This window comes from Paraburkholderia sediminicola, from assembly GCF_046026855.1.
Taxonomy (GTDB): Bacteria; Pseudomonadota; Gammaproteobacteria; order Burkholderiales; family Burkholderiaceae; genus Paraburkholderia; species Paraburkholderia sediminicola_A.
This window is the reverse complement of sequence record NZ_JAQQET010000013.1, coordinates 133,848-155,945: the sequence shown is the minus strand read 5'-3', so window position 1 is coordinate 155,945 and position 22,098 is coordinate 133,848. Positions and strand designations below refer to the sequence as shown.

The window sequence follows — 22,098 nt, the reverse complement described above, 5'->3', positions numbered from 1 at the left end:
CGTTTGAAACAAAACGAAAGCATATTCAAGTGGAGGTGAATGCGGCTGGATTGTTAAATCCGCCATGGGATGGCCCGCCAATGGCGATTGGACGAATGTCGTTATGCATGCGACATTGCCGACTTTTGCCAGAAAATTTGATTGAACGCCCCATTGCAACCTCTTTATTGCCCACTTCGTCTTAATGACCGCGCCCCAGGACGAAGCCCGGTTTGTGATATTCAACGTGCCCGAGATCCATCATTTTCCAGCGGCCACCCCACGTCAGGCCGACCTGTTCGGCCGTCTGTCCGTATAGCTGATAACCTCGCATGGCCCAGGGATCTTTTTCTGAAATGACGAGCTTGCCGTCGCGCAAAAACGCGTTATCCGCGGCAAGACCGTATTGGTGATAGCTCTGAAACGCAGCGGCATTGGTGACGTTACCCCCCATTTGCGCAAGCCGGTTTTGCCGCTCCGGACTGCGATAACCTTCCAGCAATGCCATCTCATACCCGTATTGCTCGTGCATGATTTTGTAAACGAGCAATAAACGCGTTCTGAAATCGGCGTCGAGCAAATTCCAGTCGCGGCTCGCGTCTTTCAGTGCGGGCCGAATCTGCTCCACTTCCTGCGTTGCAAATACCTCGGGCGGCAGCGGCGGCGGGGGCACGAGCTGTTCGCCATTCAATAACGCGGCAATTTTCTCGTCCGGTACCCGTGCAGTGTCATCGAATTGGAATAATTGCCGGCCGCGTAAAGCCAATGCCACCAATGGCGGCGTCGCAAGAATACCTGTGGTGGTAAAAATCAGCAAGCGCCGCTTTGCCAGTAACTTTTGCATATCGACTGCAGTCGATTGCGAAATTTTTGCCGAACGTGCTAATTGACCGCGAGCACGAGAAGCGCCTTGCGATGCCCCGCGCATAACGCGGCCATGAATAGCGAGTGCGGCGCCTAATAAAGAGGCGCGTACCGCCGGCAATAGCAGCATTGCGGCGATCACAACGGCGATGGCGAAATAGGCAAGAAGTACTACGGCAATCAAAGTCGACCCCGGAAAATTGGAAACAATTGTATTTTGTAATGCTTGCTCTTAGAATCAGGCCTGCTCGGAGAGGAGCCGGAACGGTATTATCACGGCGAAATAATCCAGGATTCAATGAGACAGTGAATGAGTGCGCCGGAAAATTCGAATTCCAAAGCCCCGCCTAGCCTGTTATCCGATAAGGCTAAGGGCGCCGATGGCAATGGTTCGCGAATTCTCGCGAACCTGGAAGGCCGCGTCGAGCCGCCTGCCGATAAACCACGCCGGTCGAAAACGCCGCTTGTGCTGGTCGCCTTGCTGGTGATCGCCGCGGGAGGTTGGGGCGCGTGGCATATGCAGCAGCGTGTGAAGACAGAGTCGTTAGCGTCAGCCACGCCGGCCAACGCTGAGAAAGCTGCTGTGCCGGCGTCCGCCGCCAGCGGTGCGCCGCAGGTCACCGCGAAAGCGGATGCCCCGGCTGCAGCGTCGTCACAGGCGGCTACGATCGTTGCTGACGACAGTGACAGCAAGACGCCCGCGGCATCCGCGAGTACCCCCGCAAGCGGCGATGACAGCCGCTTGTCGCGTGCGCTCGCCGACGGCGCCGAGCCGAGCAATGCCGCTGCGCCGGTTGCGTCGGCAACGGCTGCGTCGGCGGTAGCGGTGCCGGCGGCAAAGCATGGCAAAAGCTCGACGGCTGTCGCCAGCAATGCCAAGCGCGATACGGCGGCCCACAGCAAGAAGGAAAGCACGATCGCAAGCAATCATCACGCGAGCGCACCGACCGCGGTCGCTCAAACGAAGAAACCGCGTGCGGCCGGTAATGCTTCGAAAGATGATTCGGATGCCGATCTATTAGCCGCGCTCGTGGCACGGACCAAACCGGCTGACGCGAAAGCGGCAGACGGCAACACGGCTACCAAGGTCAGTGCCCCGGCTACCCCAGGGAACGCCAAGCTGGCCGAACGCGTGAAGGAATGTGGACAACGCGGCTTCTTCGAAGACCAGTTGTGCCGCTGGCGCGTATGCGACGGACATTGGGGTAAAGACCCGGCCTGTCCGGGTTCGGCGCCACAGGCACACCAGCCTTAAGTTCGGGTAATGTGCGTCCTGGTGACGCACTACCGCATCAGACACGACGCTGGGTTGATTTGAGTCAATCCGGCGTCGTGTCTTATCTGGAGGCGGCGCATAGAATCTTTGGATGCGTCCCGTCTCCTCCTGGCCTCTCGCCACCAAACTCGCCGCTCTTGTCTCTACGTTGCTGGCGTTGGCGTTGGCGTCGATTGGCCTGACACTCTGGATTACCTGGCAACTCGACGGCGGTGCAGCCGCAATCAACGAGGCCGGGCGCATGCGGATGCAAACCTACCGCGTTGCGCTGATGCTGCGCGATACCCCGTCTCGGGTCGATGCGTTCGCACGGCAATTCGACGACAGTCTCACGCTGCTTGAGCAGGGCGATCCAGCTCGTCCGCTGTTCGTTCCATGGAATGACGAGGCGCGCCAGCGCTTTGCCCGCGTGCAATCGCAGTGGCAGGTACTGCGTCCGGTCTGGACCCGTACCAATCCCCCTCCCGCTGCCGAGATCGATCGGCAAGCCGACCAGTTTGTTTTACTGATCGATTCATTCGACAGTTCGATCGAAGCACAACTTGCGCGCTGGACCTCGATCCTCAACGCGTTGCAGCTCGCGCTGCTCGTGCTGGCGATCGGCAGTGCGCTGGCGTTGCTGTACGTCGGCCATTTGAGCGTACTCGCACCGGTCTTCAGGCTTACTGGTGGTCTCGCGCGGATCGAACGCGGCGACTTTGACACGCGTGTCGAAGTGACGACGCAGGATGAATTCGGTGAGCTGTCCAGCGGTTTCAACCGGATGGCGCAGAACCTGCAACAGCTTTATGCCGGTCTCGAACAGAAGGTTAGCGAAAAAACCGCCAGCCTCGAGACGGAGCGCGCGCGTCTGGCCGCACTCTATGACGTGAGCGCATTTCTTGCGGATGCCAATACGCTGGATGCCCTTGCGCAGGGGTTCGCGCAACGTATTCGCCGCATCGCCGGGGCCGATTCGGTGGCGATCCGCTGGTCGGGAGAGGGCAACGAACGTTATCTGCTGCTGGCCGGAGACAGTCTGCCGCGCTTCATGGTTGAAGACGAGCAATGCCTCGCGTCGCGCAGGTGCCTGTGCGGTCATCCGCAGAGCGTGCCTGGCGCACGGGTCATTCCAGTGCTGACCGCGGGTCCCGGCGCGGCGACGCTCGGACATTGCGCGCGCGCCGGCTACGCGACGCTCGTGTCAGTTCCTGTGATTCTGCATCAGCGCACGCTCGGCGAGATCGACCTGTTCTTTCGCGAGACGATTCAGTTGTCTGCCCAGGATCGCGATCTGCTCGACACACTCGCGAGTCATCTGGCGGGCGCCATGGAGAATGTGCGTGTGAGTGCGCTAGAACGGGAAACGGCCGTGTCTGATGAACGCGCTTTGCTCGCGAGCGAACTGCATGATTCGATTGCGCAGTCGCTGGCGTTTCTAAAAATACAGGTGCAGTTGCTGCGCGACGCGTTGCCGGTCCCTGCCGATTCATCTGTCGCGCGTATCGTCGATGAGCTGGATGCGGGTGTGCGCGAAAGCACCGGCGACGTGCGCGAATTGCTGATGCATTTCCGCACGCGCGGCAACATCGAGGATATCGAACCTGCGCTGCGCACCACGCTGCGCAAGTTCGAGCACCAGACTGGACTCGCCACGAACCTGTCGATCGAAGGCCACGGTCTGCCGCTCGGTGCGGACGTGCAGGTGCAGGTGTTGCATGTATTGCAGGAAGCGCTGTCGAACGTGCGCAAACATGCGCATGCGCGTGAGGTCTGGCTGGAAGTGCAGCAAAGCCCGGTATGGAGTTTCGAGGTTCGCGACGACGGCGAGGGGTTTGACATACAACAGCACAAGCCCGGCGAGACCCACGTGGGAATGCGCATCATGCGGGAGCGCGCGGCGCGTATCGGTGCGACGGTGGTGGTCGACTCAGTGGCTGGCGCGGGAACGTGTGTCACCTTGACGTTGGCGCCATCCCAGCGCGGCGCGCCGGAAGCGGTTCATGAAGATCGGGCTGAGGCCGCTTAGGCACCAGCCCAAAACAGGTAGTCGATGATGATTCCAATTCGTTTGCTGGTGGTCGATGACCACACGTTGTTCCGGCGCGGGCTGATTGCATTGCTGCGCGAAGACGCACGATTTCAGGTGGTTGGCGAAGCGGCCGATGCCGGCGAAGCGCAACGGCGTGCCAGTGATTTGCAGCCCGATCTGATCCTGCTGGACAACCATCTGCCTGGCGTAAGCGGGATCGACGCGCTCAAGGATTTACGCGAGGCCGCACCACAGGCTCGAGTGCTGATGCTGACCGTGAGCGAGGACGAACGCGATCTGGGTGCTGCCTTGCGCTGTGGCGCGCAGGGCTACCTGTTGAAGACTGTCGACGCAGACATGCTTGCCGAGTCGATTATGCGGACAATGCGTGACGAGGCAGTTGTGAGTCCCGAGATGACGGGCAAGCTCGTGTCGGCATATCGCGCCGCAGCGGCGAATAATTTTTCGACGAGTACGGGAGCCGCGGCTGAGATGGCGGCGGTGCGACCGGCCGTGGTCGATGCTGCCCAGGCACACCTTGTGACTGACGTCGCGCTATCGGCCCGGGAGCAGGAGATTCTCGCGCATATCGCTCGCGGCGCGAGCAACAAGGAGATCGCTCGCGCGCTGGCGATCGCGGAGACCACCGTCAAGATTCACGTCCAGCATATTTTGCGCAAACTTAAGTTGGGATCGAGAGTGCAAGCCGCTGTTTATGCGACGGTGAATTCAATCGTAATAGATTAGCAATACTCCCAAAGAACTACGCTCTAAGAATCCTCCTACTCCTTCTGCACCAAACCTGACCTCCATCAGAAGGATATTCACGCCTCGCCCAAAACGGCAAAGTCAGAGTCATGGAACAAGGAGTCAATCCCATGACAAAGACCGCGGCCGGCAGCAGCGCCGCAGCGCAACCCAAGGCATGGTCGGTTCTGATCGCGAGCACCTTCGCGTTCACCGTGTGCTTCATGGTGTGGATGATGTTCGGCGTGATCGGCATTCCGATTCGACAATCTCTCCATCTGAACGAAACAGAGTTTGGCATGCTGGCCGCGTTGCCAGTCCTGACCGGCTCACTCGTGCGTGTGCCACTCGGCATCTGGACCGATCGCTATGGTGGCCGAGTCGTCATGGCCTGTCTGATGCTTGCCACGGTGCCGGCAATCTGGCTCATGAGCTACGCCACCACTTATTGGCAGTTCCTCGTCATCGGCCTGTTCGTCGGCCTGGCAGGCGGCGCGTTCTCGGTCGGCACGCCGTATGTGGCCCGCTGGTTTCCGCAGGAACGCCGCGGCTTTGCGATGGGCATCTTCGGCGCGGGCAATTCCGGTGCGGCCGTCAATAAGTTCGTCGCGCCGGCCATCCTCGTCGCCTTCGGCTGGGGCATGGTCGCTAAAACCTATGCCGTCGCCATGCTCGCCGCGGTCGCGCTGTTCTGGCTCTTTACCGCCACTGATCCCTCGCATCGCGTGCCGACCAACCAACGCTTTGTCGATCAACTCAAGGCGCTCAAGGATCCGCGCGTACTCAAGTATTGCCAGTACTACAGCATCGTGTTCGGAGGATATGTCGGGCTCTCGTTGTGGATGGTGCAGTACTACGTTGGCGAATACGGGCTCGACATTCGTGTTGCGGCTTTGCTCGCCGCGTGTTTCTCGCTGCCTGGCGGCGTGCTGCGTGCCGTGGGCGGCTGGCTCTCGGACCGCTATGGCGCGCACTGTGTGACGTGGTGGGTGATGTGGGTGAGCTGGATCTGTCTGTTCCTGCTCAGCTATCCGCAAACCGTTTTCACTATCGCCACCGTCGATGGTCCCAAGGTCTTCCACCTCGGCCTCAACGTAGTGTGGTTCACGGTGCTGATGTTCGTGCTGGGGATCGCCTTTGCGTTCGGCAAGGCCAGCACCTTCAAGTACATCGGCGACGAATTCCCGCACAACATCGGGGCGATCTCCGGCATCGTCGGACTCGCGGGCGGCCTCGGCGGCTTCGCGCTGCCCATTCTGTTCGGACTGCTGGTCGATCTAACTGGCATTCGATCGAGCGCCTTCATGCTGCTTTACGGCGTCGTGTGGGTCTCGCTGATCTGGATGTATCTCACCGAAGTGCGCCGCACCAATGTGATGAGGCCAGGCGCAACCGCCGCCGCCGGCATCGCATCAGGTCAGGCCTCAACGCAGGCCCCAACGCAGGCTTCAAATCAGCCTTCTTCTCAAGCAGGAACCCCATCATGAATATCTCGACAGCACGCGCGCGAGCCGGCCGCACGCTGACTCTCTGGACGCCGGAGGACAAGGCTTTCTGGCAGCAGGAGGGCGAATCCGTCGCCAAACTCAATCTGTGGATCTCCGTGCCCGCGCTTTTCCTGGCATTCGCGGTCTGGCAGGTGTGGAGCGTGGTGGCGGTTACCTTGCCGTCTCTCGGTTTTCGCTATTCGACCAATCAGTTGTTCTGGTTGGCCGCAGCGCCGGCACTCTCGGGCGCAACGCTACGCATTTTCTATTCGTTCATGGTGCCGATTTTCGGCGGTCGCCGCTGGACGGCACTTTCTACCGCGTCCCTGCTGATTCCCGCGATCGGTATCGGCTTCGCGGTGCAGGACAACACCACGAGCTATCCGACCATGCTGTTGCTTGCGCTGTTGTGCGGCTTCGGCGGCGGCAATTTCAGTTCGAGCATGGCCAATATCAGCTTCTTCTTTCCGAAGGAGCGCAAGGGTTCGGCACTAGGCGTGAATGGCGGATTCGGCAATCTCGGTGTATCCGCGGTGCAGTTTTTGTCGCCACTGGTGATCACGGCCGGCGTGTTCGGCATCTTCGGCGGCGAGCCGCAACTGATGACGAAAGCCGGTCATGCGTCGCAGGTGTGGATGCAGAACGCCGCGTTCATCTGGGTGCCCTGGATCGCGATTTCCGCGCTCACCGCATGGTTCGGCATGAACGATCTGGCCACTGCCAAGGCGTCATTCGGCGCGCAAGCGACCATCTTCCGTAGTCGTCACAACTGGCTGATGTGCACGTTGTATCTCGGTACGTTCGGTTCGTTCATCGGCTACTCGGCCGGTTTTCCGCTGCTCATCAAAAGCCAGTTCCCTGACATCAACCCGTTGACTTATGCGTGGGTCGGACCGTTCGTCGGCGCGGCGATCCGTCCGGTAGGCGGCTGGCTTGCCGACAAGCTCGGTGGTGCGCGCGTCACGTTCTGGAATTTCGTTGTGATGGTGCTGGCGGTGGTGGGTGTCCTGTACTTCCTGCCGAAAACCGGCAGCGCCGCATTTCCGTGGGGCCCGCAAGCAGGCGCATTCGGTGGCTTCTTCGCGATGTTCATGTTGCTTTTTTTTAGCACAGGTGTCGGCAACGGCTCCACGTTTCGCATGATTCCGGTGATTTTTCTGAATCTGCGCCTGCATGGCGTGCCGTCCAACGACCAGGAAGCACTCGCTCATGCGAACCGTGAAGGGAATACAGAAGGCGCGGCCGCAATTGGTTTTGCCGGTGCGATCGGCGCGTACGGCGGTTTCTTCATTCCGAAGAGCTACGGCAGTTCGATTCTCGCCAGCGGCGGTCCTGAACTGGCGCTGTACGGCTTCATCGCGTTTTACGTGTTGTGTGTCGGACTGACCTGGTGGTTTTACGCGCGGCGCCACGCCGGTATGCCGTGTTGAACGCGGCATTGCAAAGCATTCAAAAAGGAATTGAATCATGAGCCACTTTCTGGACAGACTGAAATACTTCGCGCAGCCGCGGGAGCGTTTTTCCAAAAATCACGGCGTGACCACGGGAGAAGATCGCACGTGGGAAGACGCATACCGTGCGCGTTGGCAGCACGACAAGATTGTGCGTTCGACCCATGGCGTGAATTGCACGGGTTCGTGCTCATGGAAGATTCATGTGAAGGGCGGAATTGTCACGTGGGAGACGCAGCAGACTGACTATCCGCGCACGCGCGCCGATCTGCCGAATCATGAGCCGCGCGGTTGCGCGCGCGGCGCAAGCTATAGCTGGTATCTGTATAGCGCGAATCGCGTCAAGTACCCGTTGGTACGCGCGCGCCTGCTCAAGCATTGGCGCGCCGCGCGCGCAGTCGCTGCGACCCCGGTCGACGCGTGGGCCAGCATCGTCGAGAACGACGCGCAGCGCCGCGACTACCAAAGTCAGCGCGGTTTGGGTGGTTTCGTGCGGGCTGACTGGAACGAGATCAACGAAATCGTAGCCGCAGCCAACGTCTATACGATCAAGAAGCATGGGCCCGACCGCATCGTCGGCTTCTCGCCGATTCCGGCGATGTCGATGGTCAGCTATGCAGCGGGCAGCCGCTATCTGAGCCTGATCGGCGGCGTTTGCATGAGTTTTTACGACTGGTATTGCGATTTGCCGCCGTCGAGCCCGCAAGTGTGGGGAGAGCAAACGGACGTGCCGGAATCGGCGGACTGGTACAACTCGAGTTACATCATCGCGTGGGGCTCGAATGTGCCGCAAACGCGCACGCCCGACGCGCATTTCTTTACCGAGGTGCGTTATCGCGGCACCAAGACCGTTGCGGTCACCCCGGACTATTCAGAGGTCGCGAAACTCGCCGATCTATGGATGCATCCGCGTCAGGGTACCGATGCGGCGCTTGCGATGGCGATGGGTCATGTGATTCTGCGCGAGTTCTATTTCAACAAACGCAGTGCGTATTTCGACGACTACGCACGCCGTTACACCGATCTCCCATTGCTCGTGCAACTGAAGCCGCACACGCTGCCGGATGGCCGCGAGATGATGGTGCCGGATCGCTATGTTCGCGCCGACGACTTCAACGGCAAACTCGGGCAGGACAACAACCCCGACTGGAAAACGGTGGCCTTCGACGAGCAGGGCAAGGTCGTTTTGCCGCACGGTTCGATCGGTTTCCGTTGGGGGCCAGACGGCCGAGCCGACGCCGGCCGCTGGAACCTCGAAGCGAAAGAAGCACGCCACGGCGACGCGGTGAAACTCAAGCTCTCCGTGCTGGAAGATGGCGCGCAGCAGCATGAAATCGTGCCGGTCGGCTTCCCGTATTTCGGCGGTATCGATACGCCACATTTCACCGCCAGCAAGCAGGGCGATGTCCTGGCGCGCTCAGTGCCCGCAGTACGCATTTCGTTGGGCAAGGCAGGCGAGGAGCGTCAGGTGCTGGTTGCCACCGTATTCGATCTGATGGCCGCGAACTATGGCGTGGACCGCGGCTTCGGTGGTGCCGTGGACTATAACGACGACGTGCCGTACACGCCAGCATGGCAGGAAAAAATCACGGGCGTCTCGCGCGAGCAGGTGATCACCGTCGCGCGTGAATTTGCGGAGAACGCCGACAAGACGCACGGCAAGTCGATGGTGATCATCGGCGCGGCGATGAACCATTGGTATCACGCCGACATGAACTACCGCGGTGTGATCAACATGCTGATGCTGTGCGGCTGTATCGGCCAAAGCGGAGGCGGCTGGGCGCACTACGTGGGCCAGGAAAAGCTGCGGCCGCAAACCGGCTGGACCCCGCTGGCGTTTGCACTCGACTGGATTCGTCCGCCACGGCAGATGAATTCGACCAGTTTCTTCTATGCGCACACCGATCAGTGGCGCTACGAAAAATTGGGTGTCGACGAGATTTTGTCGCCGCTCGCTGATAAACAGCAATACAGCGGCTCGCTGATCGATTTCAATGTACGCGCCGAGCGCATGGGATGGCTGCCTTCAGCACCGCAGTTGCAAACCAATCCTTTGCAGGTTGCCGCCGACGCGCAAGCTGCCGGACTCGATGCGAAGGACTACGTCGCGCGCACGCTGAAAGACGGCTCCCTGAAAATGAGTTGTGAGGACCCCGATCATCCGGACAACTGGCCGCGCAACATGTTCGTGTGGCGCTCGAACCTGCTTGGTTCATCGGGTAAAGGTCACGAGTATTTCCTCAAGCATCTGCTCGGCGCCAGTCACGGCGTGCAAGGCCGCGACCTCGGCGACGACGATGCCAGGCCGGAAGAAGTGACGTGGCATGACAAGGCGCCCGAAGGCAAACTCGATCTGCTGGTGACGCTCGACTTCCGTATGAGCACCACCTGTCTGTATTCCGACATCGTATTGCCGACGGCGACCTGGTACGAGAAGAACGACCTGAACACGAGCGATATGCACCCGTTCATCCATCCGCTCTCGAGCGCGGTCGATCCGGCGTGGCAGGCACGCAGCGACTGGGATATCTACAAAGGTTTCGCGAAAAAGTTCAGCGAAGTCTGTGTTGGCCATCTGGGCGTCGAGAAGGAAGTGGTGCTGACGCCGTTGATGCATGACACTGCGGCCGAACTGGCGCAACCCTACGATGTGCGTGACTGGAAGCGCGGCGAGTGCGAATTGATTCCCGGCAGGACCGCACCGCAAGTCAATGTGGTCGAGCGAGACTATCCGAATGTGTACCGGCGCTTCACGGCGTTGGGGCCGCTGATGGATAAGGTCGGCAACGGCGGCAAGGGTATTGCATGGAACACCCAGACCGAAGTCGGGCAACTGGCCGAACTGAACGGCACGGTGCGCGACGCAGGCGCGACGCAGGGCATGGTGAAGATCGACAGCGATATCGACGCCTGCGAAGTGCTGTTGATGCTCGCGCCTGAAACCAACGGTCACGTCGCGGTAAAAGCGTGGGACGCCTTGTCGAAAATCACTGGTCGTGAGCATACCCATCTGGCAATGCATCGAGAGGACGAGAAAATCCGCTATCGCGACGTGCAGGCGCAACCGCGCAAGATCATCTCGTCGCCCACGTGGAGCGGTCTGGAAAGCGAAAAGGTGTCGTACAACGCCGGCTACACCAATGTGCACGAACTGATTCCATGGCGCACGCTGACAGGTCGTCAGCAGTTTTATCAGGACCATCCGTGGATGCGCGACTTCGGTGAAGGCCTCGTCAGCTATCGGCCGCCGGTCGATCTGAAGGCCGCCTCGCCCATGCACGATCGCAAGCCGAACGGCCATAAGGAAATCGCGCTGAACTTCATTACGCCGCACCAGAAGTGGGGCATTCACAGCACGTATACCGACAACCTGATCATGCTCACGCTTAACCGCGGCGGTCCGGTGATCTGGCTGAGCGAAGACGACGCGAAAAATGCGGGCATCGAAGACAACGACTGGGTCGAACTCTTCAATATCAACGGTGCGATTGCGGCGCGTGCGGTGGTCAGCCAGCGCGTCAATCCCGGCATGGTGATGATGTATCACGCGCAGGAAAAGATCGTGAACGTGCCAGGCTCGGAAATCACCGGCACGCGCGGCGGTATTCATAACTCGGTGACACGCATCGTGCTCAAACCCACCCATATGATCGGTGGCTATGCGCAGCTTAGCTACGGTTTTAACTACTACGGAACCATCGGCACCAATCGCGACGAATTCGTCCTCGTGCGCAAGATGGCGAAGGTGGACTGGCTCGACAACGAACCGGTCCTCGCAGCAAACGGAGGTCGGCAATGAAAATTCGCGCACAGATCGGCATGGTGCTCAATCTGGATAAGTGCATCGGCTGTCATACCTGTTCGGTGACGTGCAAGAACGTCTGGACCAATCGGGAAGGCGTCGAATATGCATGGTTCAACAATGTAGAGACCAAGCCCGGCATCGGCTATCCGAAGCAATGGGAGAACCAGGACAAATGGAACGGGGGCTGGAAGCGTAACGCGGATGGCTCGATCGAGCCACGCCAGGGCAGCAGGCTGAAAGTACTCTCACGCATTTTTGCGAATCCGAATCTGCCGCAGATCGACGACTACTACGAGCCGTTCACATTCGACTACGAGCATTTGCAGGCTGCGCCGGAAAGCAAGGCGCCGCCGGTTGCAAGGCCACGCAGCCTCCTGACCGGCAAGCGGATGGAGAAGATCGAGTGGGGCCCGAACTGGGAAGAAATTCTGGGCGGCGAGTTCGAAAAGCGCAGCAAGGACAAGAATTTCGACGACGTGCAAAAGGATATCTACGGTCAGTTCGAAAACACCTTCATGATGTACTTGCCGCGGCTTTGCGAGCACTGCCTGAATCCGGCCTGTGTCGCGAGTTGTCCATCGGGCTCGATTTACAAGCGCGAGGAAGACGGCATCGTGCTGATCGATCAGGACAAGTGCCGCGGCTGGCGCATGTGCGTCTCAGGCTGCCCGTATAAAAAGATTTACTACAACTGGCAGGCCGGAAAGGCGGAGAAGTGCATTTTCTGTTACCCGCGTATCGAAAGCGGTCAGCCGACCGTGTGTTCGGAAACCTGCGTGGGCCGGATTCGCTATCTGGGCGTGCTGCTGTACGACGCGGATCGTATCGAGGAAGCCGCATCCGTTGAACGTGAGACCGATCTGTATCAGGCGCAGCTCAATGTGTTCCTGGATCCGAACGACCCGAAGGTGATCGAGCAGGCCCGTGCCGACGGCGTGCCGCAAACATGGCTCGATGCGGCGAAGCAGAGTCCTGTGTACAAGATGGCGATGGAATGGCGCGTTGCCTTGCCGTTGCACCCGGAGTACCGCACGCTGCCGATGGTGTGGTACGTGCCGCCGCTTTCGCCGATCACCGCAGCGGCAAGCGCAGGGCATATGAGCTTGAATGGCGAAATCCCTGACGTCACGCAGTTACGTATCCCCGTCAAATATCTGGCGAATCTGCTCACTGCCGGCGACGAAGCGCCGGTGATTCGCGCGCTCGAACGGATGCGGGCAATGCGCACCTATCAGCGTGAAAAGCACGTGGACGGCCGTGAAAATGCGGCAGTGCTCGCGCAAGTGGGTTTGAGTCAGCATGAAGTGGAGGACATGTACCGCGTGATGGCACTCGCAAGCTATGAAGACCGCTTCGTGGTGCCGGGCGCACACCGCGAATATGCGGAGAACCTGTACGACCTGAAGGGCGGCTGCGGTTTTTCGTTCGGCAACGGTTGCTCGGATGGCGCAAGCGAAACGAGTCTGTTCGGCGGTAAGAAGAGACGCACGATTCCGATCAAGGCAAAGGTGTGAGAGGTGCAGTGATGATCAACAAGCCCATTTATGAACCCCACTGCGCGGCAGCACGAGTGCTTGCCGCTTTGCTGAGCTATCCGGATGCTCAGTTGCGTGCGTTGCTGCCCGAGCTGACCATTGTTTTGTCGCGCGACACGGTGCTGTCGGCTGAGCGTCGCGATGCGGTCTTTGCGCTTACCGCCGACTTGCAACAAAGCGAGCCGCTCGAAGCGGAGGCGCGCTATCTCGACACATTCGACCGAGGCCGCCGCACGTCGCTCCATCTGTTCGAGCACGTGCATGGCGATTCGCGTGATCGCGGCCCGGCAATGATCGATCTTCAGCAAACCTATGCGCAGGAGGGGTTGTTGCTCACGCCCGGCGAGTTGCCCGACTACTTGCCGGTGGTGCTGGAGTTTGCGTCGACGCAGCCTTATGGCGTCGCGCGTGAATTCCTCGCGGAAATGGCGCATCTGCTGCAGTCGATTCATGCTGCGCTGGCGCGTCAGCAGAGCCCCTATGCGGCAGCCGTTGCCGCCGCGCTCGATCTCGCGGGCGAACCGGTGCAACAGCCCGAGACCGTGCCGGAAGCTCCCGCCGAGGCTCCGCTCGACGAGCAATGGGCCGAACCCGCTGTCTTCGACGGCTGTTCCGTGGCCGGGCAGAATGCCGGGCCTCGTGTACAGCCCATCCAGATCGTTCGGCGTGATGCTGCGTCGCCACGCCGGTCCAAGGAAGCCATTGTATGAATTACCTCGATACGCTCTTATTCGGCATCTATCCGTACATTTGTCTGGCGGTGTTTCTGATCGGCAGTCTGCTGCGCTACGACCGCGATCAGTACACGTGGAAAAGCGATTCGTCGCAGATGCTGCGCACCGGCACGCTGCGTTGGGGGAGCAATCTGTTCCACGTCGGCGTGCTGTTCCTGATGTTCGGCCACTTCTTCGGCATGCTGACGCCGCATGTTGTCTATGAATCGTTTATCAGCGCCGGCGTGAAGCAGGTCGTGGCGATGGTGTCGGGCGGTGTTGCGGGCACGCTCGCGTTTATCGGCGTGACCATGCTGCTGATCCGCCGGCTCGGCGACCCGCGCATCCGCGCTCATTCGAAGACCAGCGATATCGTGCTGCTGGTGTTGCTGTGGGTGCAACTGGTGTTGGGTCTGGGCACGATTCCGATGTCGGCGCAGCACCTGGACGGCAGCATGATGATGAAGCTCGCCGGCTGGGCACAGCACATCGTCACATTCCAGGGCGGTGCCGCCACGCTCATCGCTGAAGCGAGCTGGGTGTTCAAGGCACACATGTTCCTCGGCATGACACTGTTTCTGGTGTTTCCGTTCACGCGCCTCGTGCATATCTGGAGTGGCTTTGCCTCGCTCGCGTATCTGCTGCGGCCGTGGCAGGTGGTGCGTGACCGGCGTTTGAACGTACCCGTGGGGCAGAATACGCCGCGGCGGCGTTCGTAACGCGGCAGCCCTCGTTGCTGGCGATGCGCGTCACTCGACGCGCATCCGCTCCACCGGAAAAGTCGGGCAACTGTTTCGCGATGACTCGAAAGCGCGGCGCTGCGGCTTTCATGAATTTACCGATACAGCGGCGATGTTTATCGGCATTTTCGGCGATCTACGGCGCAGAAAGATCATTCCATGAATTACGCATTAAACCTGACGATTTTATTTCGTTAGGTTTACGTCTATGATGAGCCTCCTTATTCGAGCAGCACGACTGCATAAAAAGGAGACATCGGTGAAGAGGCTCTTCATGGTATTGACATGCGTAGCAAGCGTGGTGGCTGTCTCGGCCCTGTCGGCGTGCGGCGGCAGCGATCTCAATGCGCAGACGAACCCGCCCAAAGTGATTATCGACAGCGACTACAACACGCTGAGCGATGACGGCCAGCTCGGCGTAATGGCCACGCAATTGCAGGCGCAAGGCTCGCTGAAAGTATTGGGTATTACGGTCGTCTCCGGTAATCAATGGTTGAAGCAGGGCGTATCGGACGCATTGAAATCGGTTGAGCGTCTTGGCGTTGAAAAACAGATCGGCGTATATGCGGGCGCCAATTATGCGTTGTCGCATGATTTCGCCACCATTCAGGCCGAGCAGAAGCAATTCCCGGGTGGCGACGGCTATCTCGGCGCGTGGAATACGCCCGAACCGAAGTCGGACAGCGACCTCGTTGCACCGCCGGACGGTTTCGCCACGCACACCAAGGTGCAGAGCAGGAGCGCGGTGGATTTCATCGTCGATTCGGTGAAGCAATATCCCGGTGAGGTGACGATTCTCGCGATCGGCCCGCTGACCAACATCGCGCTCGCCACGCGCCAGCATCCCGAGATCGTGCCGCTGATCAAACAGATCATCTACATGGGCGGTGCGATCGATGTGCCTGGCAACACGACGCCGACAGCCGAATTCAACTGGTGGTTCGATCCTGAAGCGGCGAAGGCCGTGTTGCGTTTGCCGATCAAACAGGTGGTAATTCCGCTCGACGTGACCGACACCGTGAAGATGGACAAAACGCTGTACGACCGTGTTGCGCATGATCCGAGCAAACAGACCATCATCACGCAACTGTTCAAGACGCTGAATGGCTATGGTTTCGATGGCAAGAACGGCTTTGAAACGAATCCGAACTACACCACGAACATCTGGGACACGCTGACGCTGGCCTATCTGATGCACCCTTCGTTTGCAACGCAGACGGTGGATGAATGGGTGGACGTGGATATGAGCTTTGGCGCCAATGACGGCAAATCGACCGGTTACACCAGTTCGCCGCCGGCGGGCTTACAGAAGATGACGGTCGTCAAACGGTTCGACAATCCGGGCTTTTTCAATTTCTACGTTGATCTGCTGACGCGTCCGGTGCCGGTGACACTACCGAACTAACGCCTCCGTGGTGTTGCGAGCCTGCATGAAACCCACTTCAGGCGGGATGCAGGCCACGCAACAACTGACGGACTCGCGACAGGTCCTGGTCGACGTGTTCGGTTTGCTCGAACAATTCCGCGAGCCAGTCGACAAAGGCGCGCACGCGTGGCGACACCCGGCGGTTTTTCACATATGCGACCGAGACCGCCATCGGCACGGGTTTCCATTGCGGCAGTACTTCACGCAGCAGTCCTGAATCGAGGTAGGGCTGTGCGGCGATCCGCGCCGGTTGAATCAGCCCCAGGCCTTGCAATCCGCAGGTGAGATAAGCCTGCTCGTCGCTGACTTTGACGAAGCCTTTTACCTTGATGTTTTGCGCTTCGCCGTCCACTTCGAAGTCGAAATCGACTTCGCGGCCGTTATGCGGCGACATGCAATTGACGGCGACGTGTCCGCGCAGATCGTCGAGGTCGGCGGGCGTGCCGTGGCGGCCCAGGTAGGCCGGGCTTGCGCATGTTACGTGCTCGAGAGTGCCCAGTTGCCGCGCAACCAGATTCGAGTCTGGCAACTCGCCTAGCTGGATACTGCAGTCGATCGCTTCCGAGATCATGTCGACTGTCCGGTTGCTGATGCCGATGGCCAGATCGAGATTCGGGTAGCGGGCGTGGAAATCGTCAAGTGCCGGCAAGACGATGGTGCTCGCTACTGCACCGGGCATTTCAATACGCAGGCGGCCGGTCAGGTTATCCGTTGAATGACGGAGACTGGCTTCCATTTCGTCGATGTCGGCGAGTATTTGCGCGCAGCGTTCGTAGTAGGCTGCGCCTTCCGGGGTGATGCTTAGGCGCCGTGTCGTGCGGGTTAGGAGGGCGGTGCCGAGCAGGGCTTCCAGATTCTGGACGATTGTTGTCGCTGTCGCGCGGGGGATGTTGAGTGATTCCGCTGCGCGGGTGAAGCTGTTGGTGTCCACGATTCGGATGAATGTCCGCATTGCAGTTATTCTGTCAATCACGATTCAAACTCCAGTTAGTGAAATTAGGGTTGGTCTTTTTGCCTTTGGCGGCGGCGTTGTTTTTTGTTTGTCTGTGGTGGTTTTTTTTGTATTGCTCACGCTTGGGTTTGTTTGCCTGCGGTGTTGGCGTTTTTTGGGGCTCGTTTGCTTGTGCGGCGCTTTCTTGTCTGGTTGCCTATAGTGTTGGCCTTTCCTTGAATTGATATTGGATTATTAGCGTCGCCCCTGTGCGGGGCAGGCACCTACTTTTCTTTGCCTGCTGCAAAGAAAAGTAGGCAAAAGAAAGCAGCTCACACCGCTAGCTCGTAAGCGGGTCCCTCGCACAGTCGCGATAGTGGTGCATCTGGAATCCGTGCTCTCGCACATTCCGCCCTGGTGACAAGGCCGTCATACTTCCGGCGGCGCTGCGCGCGCCGACGCGGTACTTCATTAACGCGCCTGCCGTTTTTACGCTCTGTGGTACTTCATTTAGGCGTCCACCGTTTTGCACTCAGCGGTACTTCATTAAGGCGCCCGCCGTTTTTACGCTCAGCAGCACTTCATAAAGCTGCCCGCTGTACTCGACGCCTGTGGCATTTCATCAGATTTCCTGTCGTACTTGATATTCTCGACACTTCAAAAGGCAGGTTGCCGTTTCAGAGTTCAGCCGCATTTTGTATGCTGCGAGCTATGTTTTGCGTCGAAGGAGCGGTTCAATGCTATCGAATCAAGAAGCTAAAATGGCGATCCAAAACACTGAGCCCATTGGCATTTCGCCGAGGCGGAGCCGATGGCCGCACCACACCTGAACGGAGCCATGGGTTTGCACGATGAACCCTTCCGGCGAGCACGTAGTGCGAGGCGGGAAGCATGATTGCTTTGTCACTCACGCCGAATGTGCGAGAGCACAGATTCCAGATGCACCACTACCGCAACTGTGCGGGGGATCCACTTATGAGCTGGCGGTGTGAGCTGCTTTCTTTTGCCTACTTTTCTTTGCAGCAGGCAAAGAAAAGTAGGTGCCTGCCCCGCACAGGGGCGACGCTAATACACCAATAAGAAAACAAGGAAAGGCCAACACCATAAAAACACAGACAAGCGCCGCGCAGGCAACCAAATCAAGCAAAGGCCAACGCCGTAGGCAAGCAAACAAGAAAGCGCCACGGAGTCAACCAGTCAAACCAGAAAAGCCCCGCCTGCAAGGCACCAAAAACCCCACCTGGCGCCTCACAGGCAAAAAAACCAATTACTTCCGCATGGAATCCAGATCAACAACAAACCGATACTTAACATCACTCTTAAGCATCCGTTCATAAGCCTCATTAATCCCCTGCATAGGAATCACTTCAATATCCGAAGTAATCCCGTGCTCGCCGCAAAAATCGAGCATCTCCTGCGTCTCGGCGATCCCGCCAATCAACGACCCAGCCAGGCGGCGACGCTTGAAAATCAGATTGAACACCTGCGGCGACGGATGATCATGCTCCGGCGCACCGACCAGCGTCATCGTGCCATCGAGCTTCAGCAGACTCAAAAACGGATTCAAATCGTGCTGAGCCGCAACGGTATTCAGAATGAAATCGAAGCTATTGGCATGCGCGCCCATCTCTTCAGCATTCTTCGAGATGACAACCTCATGCGCACCAAGTCGCTTGGCATCTTCAATCTTCGACGGCGACGTCGTAAACAACACCACGTGCGCGCCCATTGCACGGGCCAATTTCACGCCCATGTGCCCCAGGCCGCCAAGGCCGACAATCCCGACCTTCTTGCCAGGACCGGCGCCCCACGTGCGCAGCGGCGAATACGTCGTGATACCCGCGCACAGCAACGGCGCCACACCCGCGGGGTCGAGATTCTCCGGCACCCGCAGGGTGAATTCCTCGTCTACTACCAGTTGCGTCGAATAACCGCCGTAGGTGATCTGACCGTCAACCCGGTCCACACCGTTATACGTGCCGACAAAACCGTTTTCGCAATACTGCTCGAGACCTTCCTCGCAACTCGCACACGTACGGCACGAATCGACCAGACATCCCACGCCCACCAGGTCGCCTGCCTTGTACTTCGTTACGTCCGGACCGACTGCGGTCACGCGGCCGACAATTTCGTGGCCGGGCACTACCGGAAAAACCGTGTTCTTCCATTCGTTGCGTGCCTGATGCAAATCGGAATGGCACACGCCGCAAAACAGGACTTCCATCTGCACGTCATGGGCGCGCAGTTCGCGGCGCTGGATTTCGAACGGGGCGAGCGGCGTGGTAGCGTCGTTCGCTGCATAGGCATAAGTCGTGCTCATGGATAGCTCCAGCAAAGAGGGTGATGTCACAAGGCGCCGGCGATTGGCAACGCGCGTTGCCGATGCGGTCAAACCTTGTTGTGAACCGGGATCACGGCGCAGGCGGTGGTCGACGTATTCACCGAAATGGTGAACTGGCAACCAGGCCCGGCGCAGCGCGGAAAAAGATGATCCGGAAGGATTCCCATAGTAGAAGCCGGGAGCGAATCGGGGAATACCTGAATATCTTGAAGGTTTGCCTAAAACTCCTGGCGATGAGCGCAGTAGTCCGTTTGATGCTAAATTTCAAGCATTATTCTCTTGTGCGTCACTATACCGTCATGTCAACCCGTTCTGTTGAACCCGTATCGGCCGGGCCGCGCTCGGCCGAGCACAACCCGGCCGAGCACAACCCGGCCGAGCGCGGCCCGGCCGATGCTGCCCAGCAACGTCTGGTCGAATTGTTCGACGCACTCGCGCCCAATCCGGGCTTTACGCGCTCGAGCCTGGAAGGTGTCAGCCTGATGCGGGCCAACCAGCCGATGCCGCGTATGCCCGTGATGTACGAGCCGAGCATCGTGATTGTGTGCCAGGGCCGCAAGCGCGGTTTTCTCGGCGATCAGGTGTTCCAGTACGACGCGCAGCAATATCTGGTGCTGTCGGTGCCGCTGCCGTTCGAATGTGAAACCGAGGCGAGCCTGGAAGAGCCGTTCCTCGCCATCTCAGTGCGTGTCGATTTGACCATGGTGGCCGAGTTGCTGATGGCGCTGAACGAAACGCAAGGCGCCACGCACAACGAGCCGCTAGGCATCTATTCGACGCCGCTCGATCCCGCCCTGAGCAATGCCGTGCAGCGTTTGCTGGAAGCGTTAGCCTCGCCGCTCGACGCGCGCATTCTCGCGCCAGGTGTAGTGCGCGAAATCTGCTATCGCGTGTTGACGGGCGAGCAGGGCGATGCGATTCGCGCGGCGCTCACGCATCAGAATCATTTCGGCCGCATCGCCAAAGCGCTACGGCGCATCCATGCCGACTACCACGGGCAACTCGACGTCGATACGCTCGCCTCCGAAGCGGGCATGAGTCTCGCCGTTTTTCATGCGCAATTCAAGGCCGTGACGTCGACCTCGCCGATGCAATACGTGAAGACCACGCGTTTGCATCACGCGCGCTTGTTGATGGTGCAGGATGGTTTGAACGCAGGCGCGGCCGCGGCACGCGTCGGCTACGAAAGCGCGTCGCAATTCAGCCGCGAGTTCAAGCGCCTGTTCGGCCTGAGCCCGGTCGATGAAGTCAAGCGGATGCGCGCCGCGTACGACGCACCGCCGCCGCGCGTGGTCAAGCCGGCAGCGCGTTATGTGACCGCGGTATGAGTGCGTTTGCTGGAGGCGTTATAGACCGCTAAACCAGTTGTATCCCTGGTCTTCCCAATAGCCGCCGGGGTTCGTGTTGGTCACGAAGATCGCCGCGATGTGCTTCGGATTCTTGAAGCCGAGTTTGGTCGGCACACGCAGCTTCAGCGGGTAGCCGTATTTAGCCGGCAGGGGCGCGTCGCGGAAGTCGAGCGTCAATTGAGTTTGCGGATGCAAGGCCGTCGCCATGTCGAGGCTCGAGTAATAACGGTCCGCGCATTTGAAGCCGACATAGCGTGCGTTCAGATCGGCGCCGATGCGCTCGAGGAACGTCCGGAACGGTACGCCTCGCCATTGCCCGATCGCGCTCCACCCTTCGATGCAGATATGCCGCGTAATCTGCGAAGCCTGCGGCAAGGCGCGTAGTTGATCGAGATTCCACGTGCGCTTGTTCGATACTAAACCTGACACTTCCAGTTGATACGTCGAACCGTCGATATCCGGCGCGTCGAACTCCGGATAGAACGCGTTGAACGGGAACGGGTCGGTGATCTCGCTCGCCGCATAGGTCGGCGCGAGCTTGTTGCGATCGAACAGCCAGCCCTGCACACGATCGTTCCAGCGCGACATGGCCCACAACACCTTGTCGACCGAATCGCCGTCCTGCATGTTGCAACCTGAGAGCATCGCCAACGCGCCGATCGAAAGCGATGAGCGCAGGAACAGGCGCCGCTGCAGGCGTTCGATTTGCGGTTTATGGTCGGCGAGGACAATGCGCGTGCCGCGCGAGTCCTTGCGTTCTGAATCGCTCATGCCTCGCTCCTTTCGTGCGTGGCGTGCCGGGCGCGGCCGGTCAACATGGGCAGCAGCGTGCGCGGCACCAGTAGCACCAACGCCAGATGCACGACGACAAACCCCACCACGCCGGCCATTGCGACAAAATGCACGCGGCGCGCGAAATCGAAGCCGCCGAATAGCGCGGTAAGCCACGAAAGTTGCACCGGCTTCCAGATCGATAGCCCCGACGCGACCAGCAGCACTCCAAGGAGCAAGACGAAGAGATAGAGCGCGCGCTGCACTGCGTTGTATTTGCCGTTATCGTGCGGCAGCTTGAACTGCATGGCTAATCTGGCATCGTGTACGACGTCGCGCGGAGAGACTGGCAATAGCTTGCGACGAAAATGCCCACGCCCGATGCCATACGCCAGATACAGCAGGCCGTTCGCGCACAGCAGCCACATCGCCGCGAAATGCCATGCAATAGAGCCGCCCAGCCAGCCGCCGACGGTCGCCCACAGCGGAAACCTGAACGGAAAGAAGGGCGACGCGTTATAGATCGCCCAGCCGCTCATCACCATGCAGACCATCGCAAACGCGTTGATCCAGTGCGTGATTCGTACGACGAGTGGGTGGACGATGAAGCGCGCTTGCGGTTCGGGCATGGTGAGCGGAGTTGAACCAAAGAAAATCTGAAAGCCGCGTCAT

The 22,098-nt window shown here is 59.3% G+C and carries 16 protein-coding genes; 11 read left to right on the top strand and 5 right to left on the bottom strand.

Translation table 11 applies throughout. The annotated features are described in order from the left end of the window. Positions 1–181: 181 nt before the first annotated feature. Positions 182–1,027, bottom strand: a complete 846-nt coding sequence (locus PQR40_RS16565; RefSeq protein ID WP_325043007.1) for a M15 family metallopeptidase — start codon at positions 1,025–1,027, stop codon at positions 182–184. Between the two features lie 126 nt (positions 1,028–1,153). Here PQR40_RS16565 and PQR40_RS16560 point away from each other — a divergent pair, with 126 nt between their 5' ends. The 10 genes from PQR40_RS16560 (at position 1,154) to PQR40_RS16515 (ending at position 16,013) form a co-directional block, all read left to right on the top strand. Further along, a complete protein-coding gene (locus tag PQR40_RS16560; protein WP_408509419.1) occupies positions 1,154–2,098 on the top strand; it encodes a hypothetical protein in 945 nt (314 codons plus the stop codon). Between the two features lie 112 nt (positions 2,099–2,210). Further along, positions 2,211–4,127 carry a type IV pili methyl-accepting chemotaxis transducer N-terminal domain-containing protein gene (locus tag PQR40_RS16555; protein WP_408509418.1) on the top strand — a complete coding sequence of 639 codons (1,917 nt, stop codon included), beginning with the start codon at positions 2,211–2,213 and terminating at the stop codon, positions 4,125–4,127. 27 nt (positions 4,128–4,154) lie between these two features. After that, positions 4,155–4,877: a response regulator gene (locus PQR40_RS16550; protein ID WP_408230346.1), complete on the top strand. Its 723-nt coding sequence runs from the start codon at positions 4,155–4,157 to the stop codon at positions 4,875–4,877. A gap of 131 nt (positions 4,878–5,008) precedes the next feature. Further along, positions 5,009–6,364, top strand: coding sequence for an MFS transporter (locus tag PQR40_RS16545; RefSeq protein WP_408230299.1), 1,356 nt, complete (start codon positions 5,009–5,011; stop codon positions 6,362–6,364). Further along, positions 6,361–7,794: a NarK family nitrate/nitrite MFS transporter gene (locus tag PQR40_RS16540; protein WP_408388907.1), complete on the top strand. Its 1,434-nt coding sequence runs from the start codon at positions 6,361–6,363 to the stop codon at positions 7,792–7,794. The genes PQR40_RS16545 and PQR40_RS16540 overlap by 4 nt, the downstream gene beginning before the upstream one ends. A 37-nt stretch (positions 7,795–7,831) precedes the next feature. Further along, positions 7,832–11,614, top strand: a complete 3,783-nt coding sequence (locus tag PQR40_RS16535; RefSeq protein WP_408509417.1) for a nitrate reductase subunit alpha — start codon at positions 7,832–7,834, stop codon at positions 11,612–11,614. After that, a complete protein-coding gene (gene narH, locus PQR40_RS16530) occupies positions 11,611–13,134 on the top strand; it encodes a nitrate reductase subunit beta (RefSeq protein ID WP_408509416.1) in 1,524 nt (507 codons plus the stop codon). Before PQR40_RS16535 ends, narH begins: the two co-directional genes overlap by 4 nt. Before the next feature lie 11 nt (positions 13,135–13,145). After that, complete coding sequence (gene narJ, locus PQR40_RS16525) at positions 13,146–13,865, top strand: nitrate reductase molybdenum cofactor assembly chaperone (RefSeq protein WP_408388901.1); 720 nt, start codon at positions 13,146–13,148, stop codon at positions 13,863–13,865. Then, the gene (narI, locus tag PQR40_RS16520; protein WP_408388899.1) at positions 13,862–14,587 is read left to right on the top strand and encodes a respiratory nitrate reductase subunit gamma; all 726 of its coding nucleotides are present in this window, start codon (positions 13,862–13,864) and stop codon (positions 14,585–14,587) included. Before narJ ends, narI begins: the two co-directional genes overlap by 4 nt. Positions 14,588–14,882: 295 nt before the next feature. Beyond that, complete coding sequence (locus PQR40_RS16515; RefSeq protein WP_408388995.1) at positions 14,883–16,013, top strand: nucleoside hydrolase; 1,131 nt, start codon at positions 14,883–14,885, stop codon at positions 16,011–16,013. Between the two features lie 37 nt (positions 16,014–16,050). On the opposite strand, the gene PQR40_RS16510 is transcribed toward PQR40_RS16515, so the two are convergent. Then, positions 16,051–17,007, bottom strand: a complete 957-nt coding sequence (locus tag PQR40_RS16510) for a LysR family transcriptional regulator (RefSeq protein ID WP_408230318.1) — start codon at positions 17,005–17,007, stop codon at positions 16,051–16,053. A 1,225-nt stretch (positions 17,008–18,232) separates the two neighbouring features. After that, a complete protein-coding gene (locus PQR40_RS16505; RefSeq protein WP_408338638.1) occupies positions 18,233–19,285 on the bottom strand; it encodes an NAD(P)-dependent alcohol dehydrogenase in 1,053 nt (350 codons plus the stop codon). A 320-nt stretch (positions 19,286–19,605) separates the two neighbouring features. On the opposite strand from PQR40_RS16505, the gene PQR40_RS16500 reads away from it, so the two are divergent. Continuing rightward, entirely contained in the window at positions 19,606–20,634 is a 1,029-nt protein-coding gene (locus tag PQR40_RS16500) for an AraC family transcriptional regulator (protein WP_408509415.1), read from the top strand. A gap of 18 nt (positions 20,635–20,652) precedes the next feature. On the opposite strand, the gene PQR40_RS16495 is transcribed toward PQR40_RS16500, so the two are convergent. Beyond that, the gene (locus PQR40_RS16495; protein WP_408509414.1) at positions 20,653–21,426 is read right to left on the bottom strand and encodes a molybdopterin-dependent oxidoreductase; all 774 of its coding nucleotides are present in this window, start codon (positions 21,424–21,426) and stop codon (positions 20,653–20,655) included. Further along, complete coding sequence (locus PQR40_RS16490) at positions 21,423–22,055, bottom strand: cytochrome b/b6 domain-containing protein (protein WP_408509413.1); 633 nt, start codon at positions 22,053–22,055, stop codon at positions 21,423–21,425. The genes PQR40_RS16495 and PQR40_RS16490 overlap by 4 nt, the downstream gene beginning before the upstream one ends. Between the last annotated feature and the right edge of the window lie 43 nt (positions 22,056–22,098).

Bases quoted from the DNA above. Each gene is read 5' to 3' on its own strand.
- PQR40_RS16495 (WP_408509414.1), bottom strand. From the start codon at position 21,426: ATGAGCGATTCAGAACGCAAGGACTCGCGCGGCACGCGCATTGTCCTC.
- narJ (WP_408388901.1), top strand. From the start codon at position 13,146: ATGATCAACAAGCCCATTTATGAACCCCACTGCGCGGCAGCACGAGTG.
- PQR40_RS16535 (WP_408509417.1), top strand. From the start codon at position 7,832: ATGAGCCACTTTCTGGACAGACTGAAATACTTCGCGCAGCCGCGGGAG.
- narI (WP_408388899.1), top strand. From the start codon at position 13,862: ATGAATTACCTCGATACGCTCTTATTCGGCATCTATCCGTACATTTGT.
- PQR40_RS16490 (WP_408509413.1), bottom strand. From the start codon at position 22,055: ATGCCCGAACCGCAAGCGCGCTTCATCGTCCACCCACTCGTCGTACGA.
- PQR40_RS16555 (WP_408509418.1), top strand. From the start codon at position 2,211: ATGCGTCCCGTCTCCTCCTGGCCTCTCGCCACCAAACTCGCCGCTCTT.
- narH (WP_408509416.1), top strand. From the start codon at position 11,611: ATGAAAATTCGCGCACAGATCGGCATGGTGCTCAATCTGGATAAGTGC.
- PQR40_RS16550 (WP_408230346.1), top strand. From the start codon at position 4,155: ATGATTCCAATTCGTTTGCTGGTGGTCGATGACCACACGTTGTTCCGG.
- PQR40_RS16505 (WP_408338638.1), bottom strand. From the start codon at position 19,285: ATGAGCACGACTTATGCCTATGCAGCGAACGACGCTACCACGCCGCTC.
- PQR40_RS16515 (WP_408388995.1), top strand. From the start codon at position 14,883: ATGGTATTGACATGCGTAGCAAGCGTGGTGGCTGTCTCGGCCCTGTCG.
- PQR40_RS16545 (WP_408230299.1), top strand. From the start codon at position 5,009: ATGACAAAGACCGCGGCCGGCAGCAGCGCCGCAGCGCAACCCAAGGCA.
- PQR40_RS16500 (WP_408509415.1), top strand. From the start codon at position 19,606: ATGTCAACCCGTTCTGTTGAACCCGTATCGGCCGGGCCGCGCTCGGCC.
- PQR40_RS16560 (WP_408509419.1), top strand. From the start codon at position 1,154: ATGAGTGCGCCGGAAAATTCGAATTCCAAAGCCCCGCCTAGCCTGTTA.
- PQR40_RS16540 (WP_408388907.1), top strand. From the start codon at position 6,361: ATGAATATCTCGACAGCACGCGCGCGAGCCGGCCGCACGCTGACTCTC.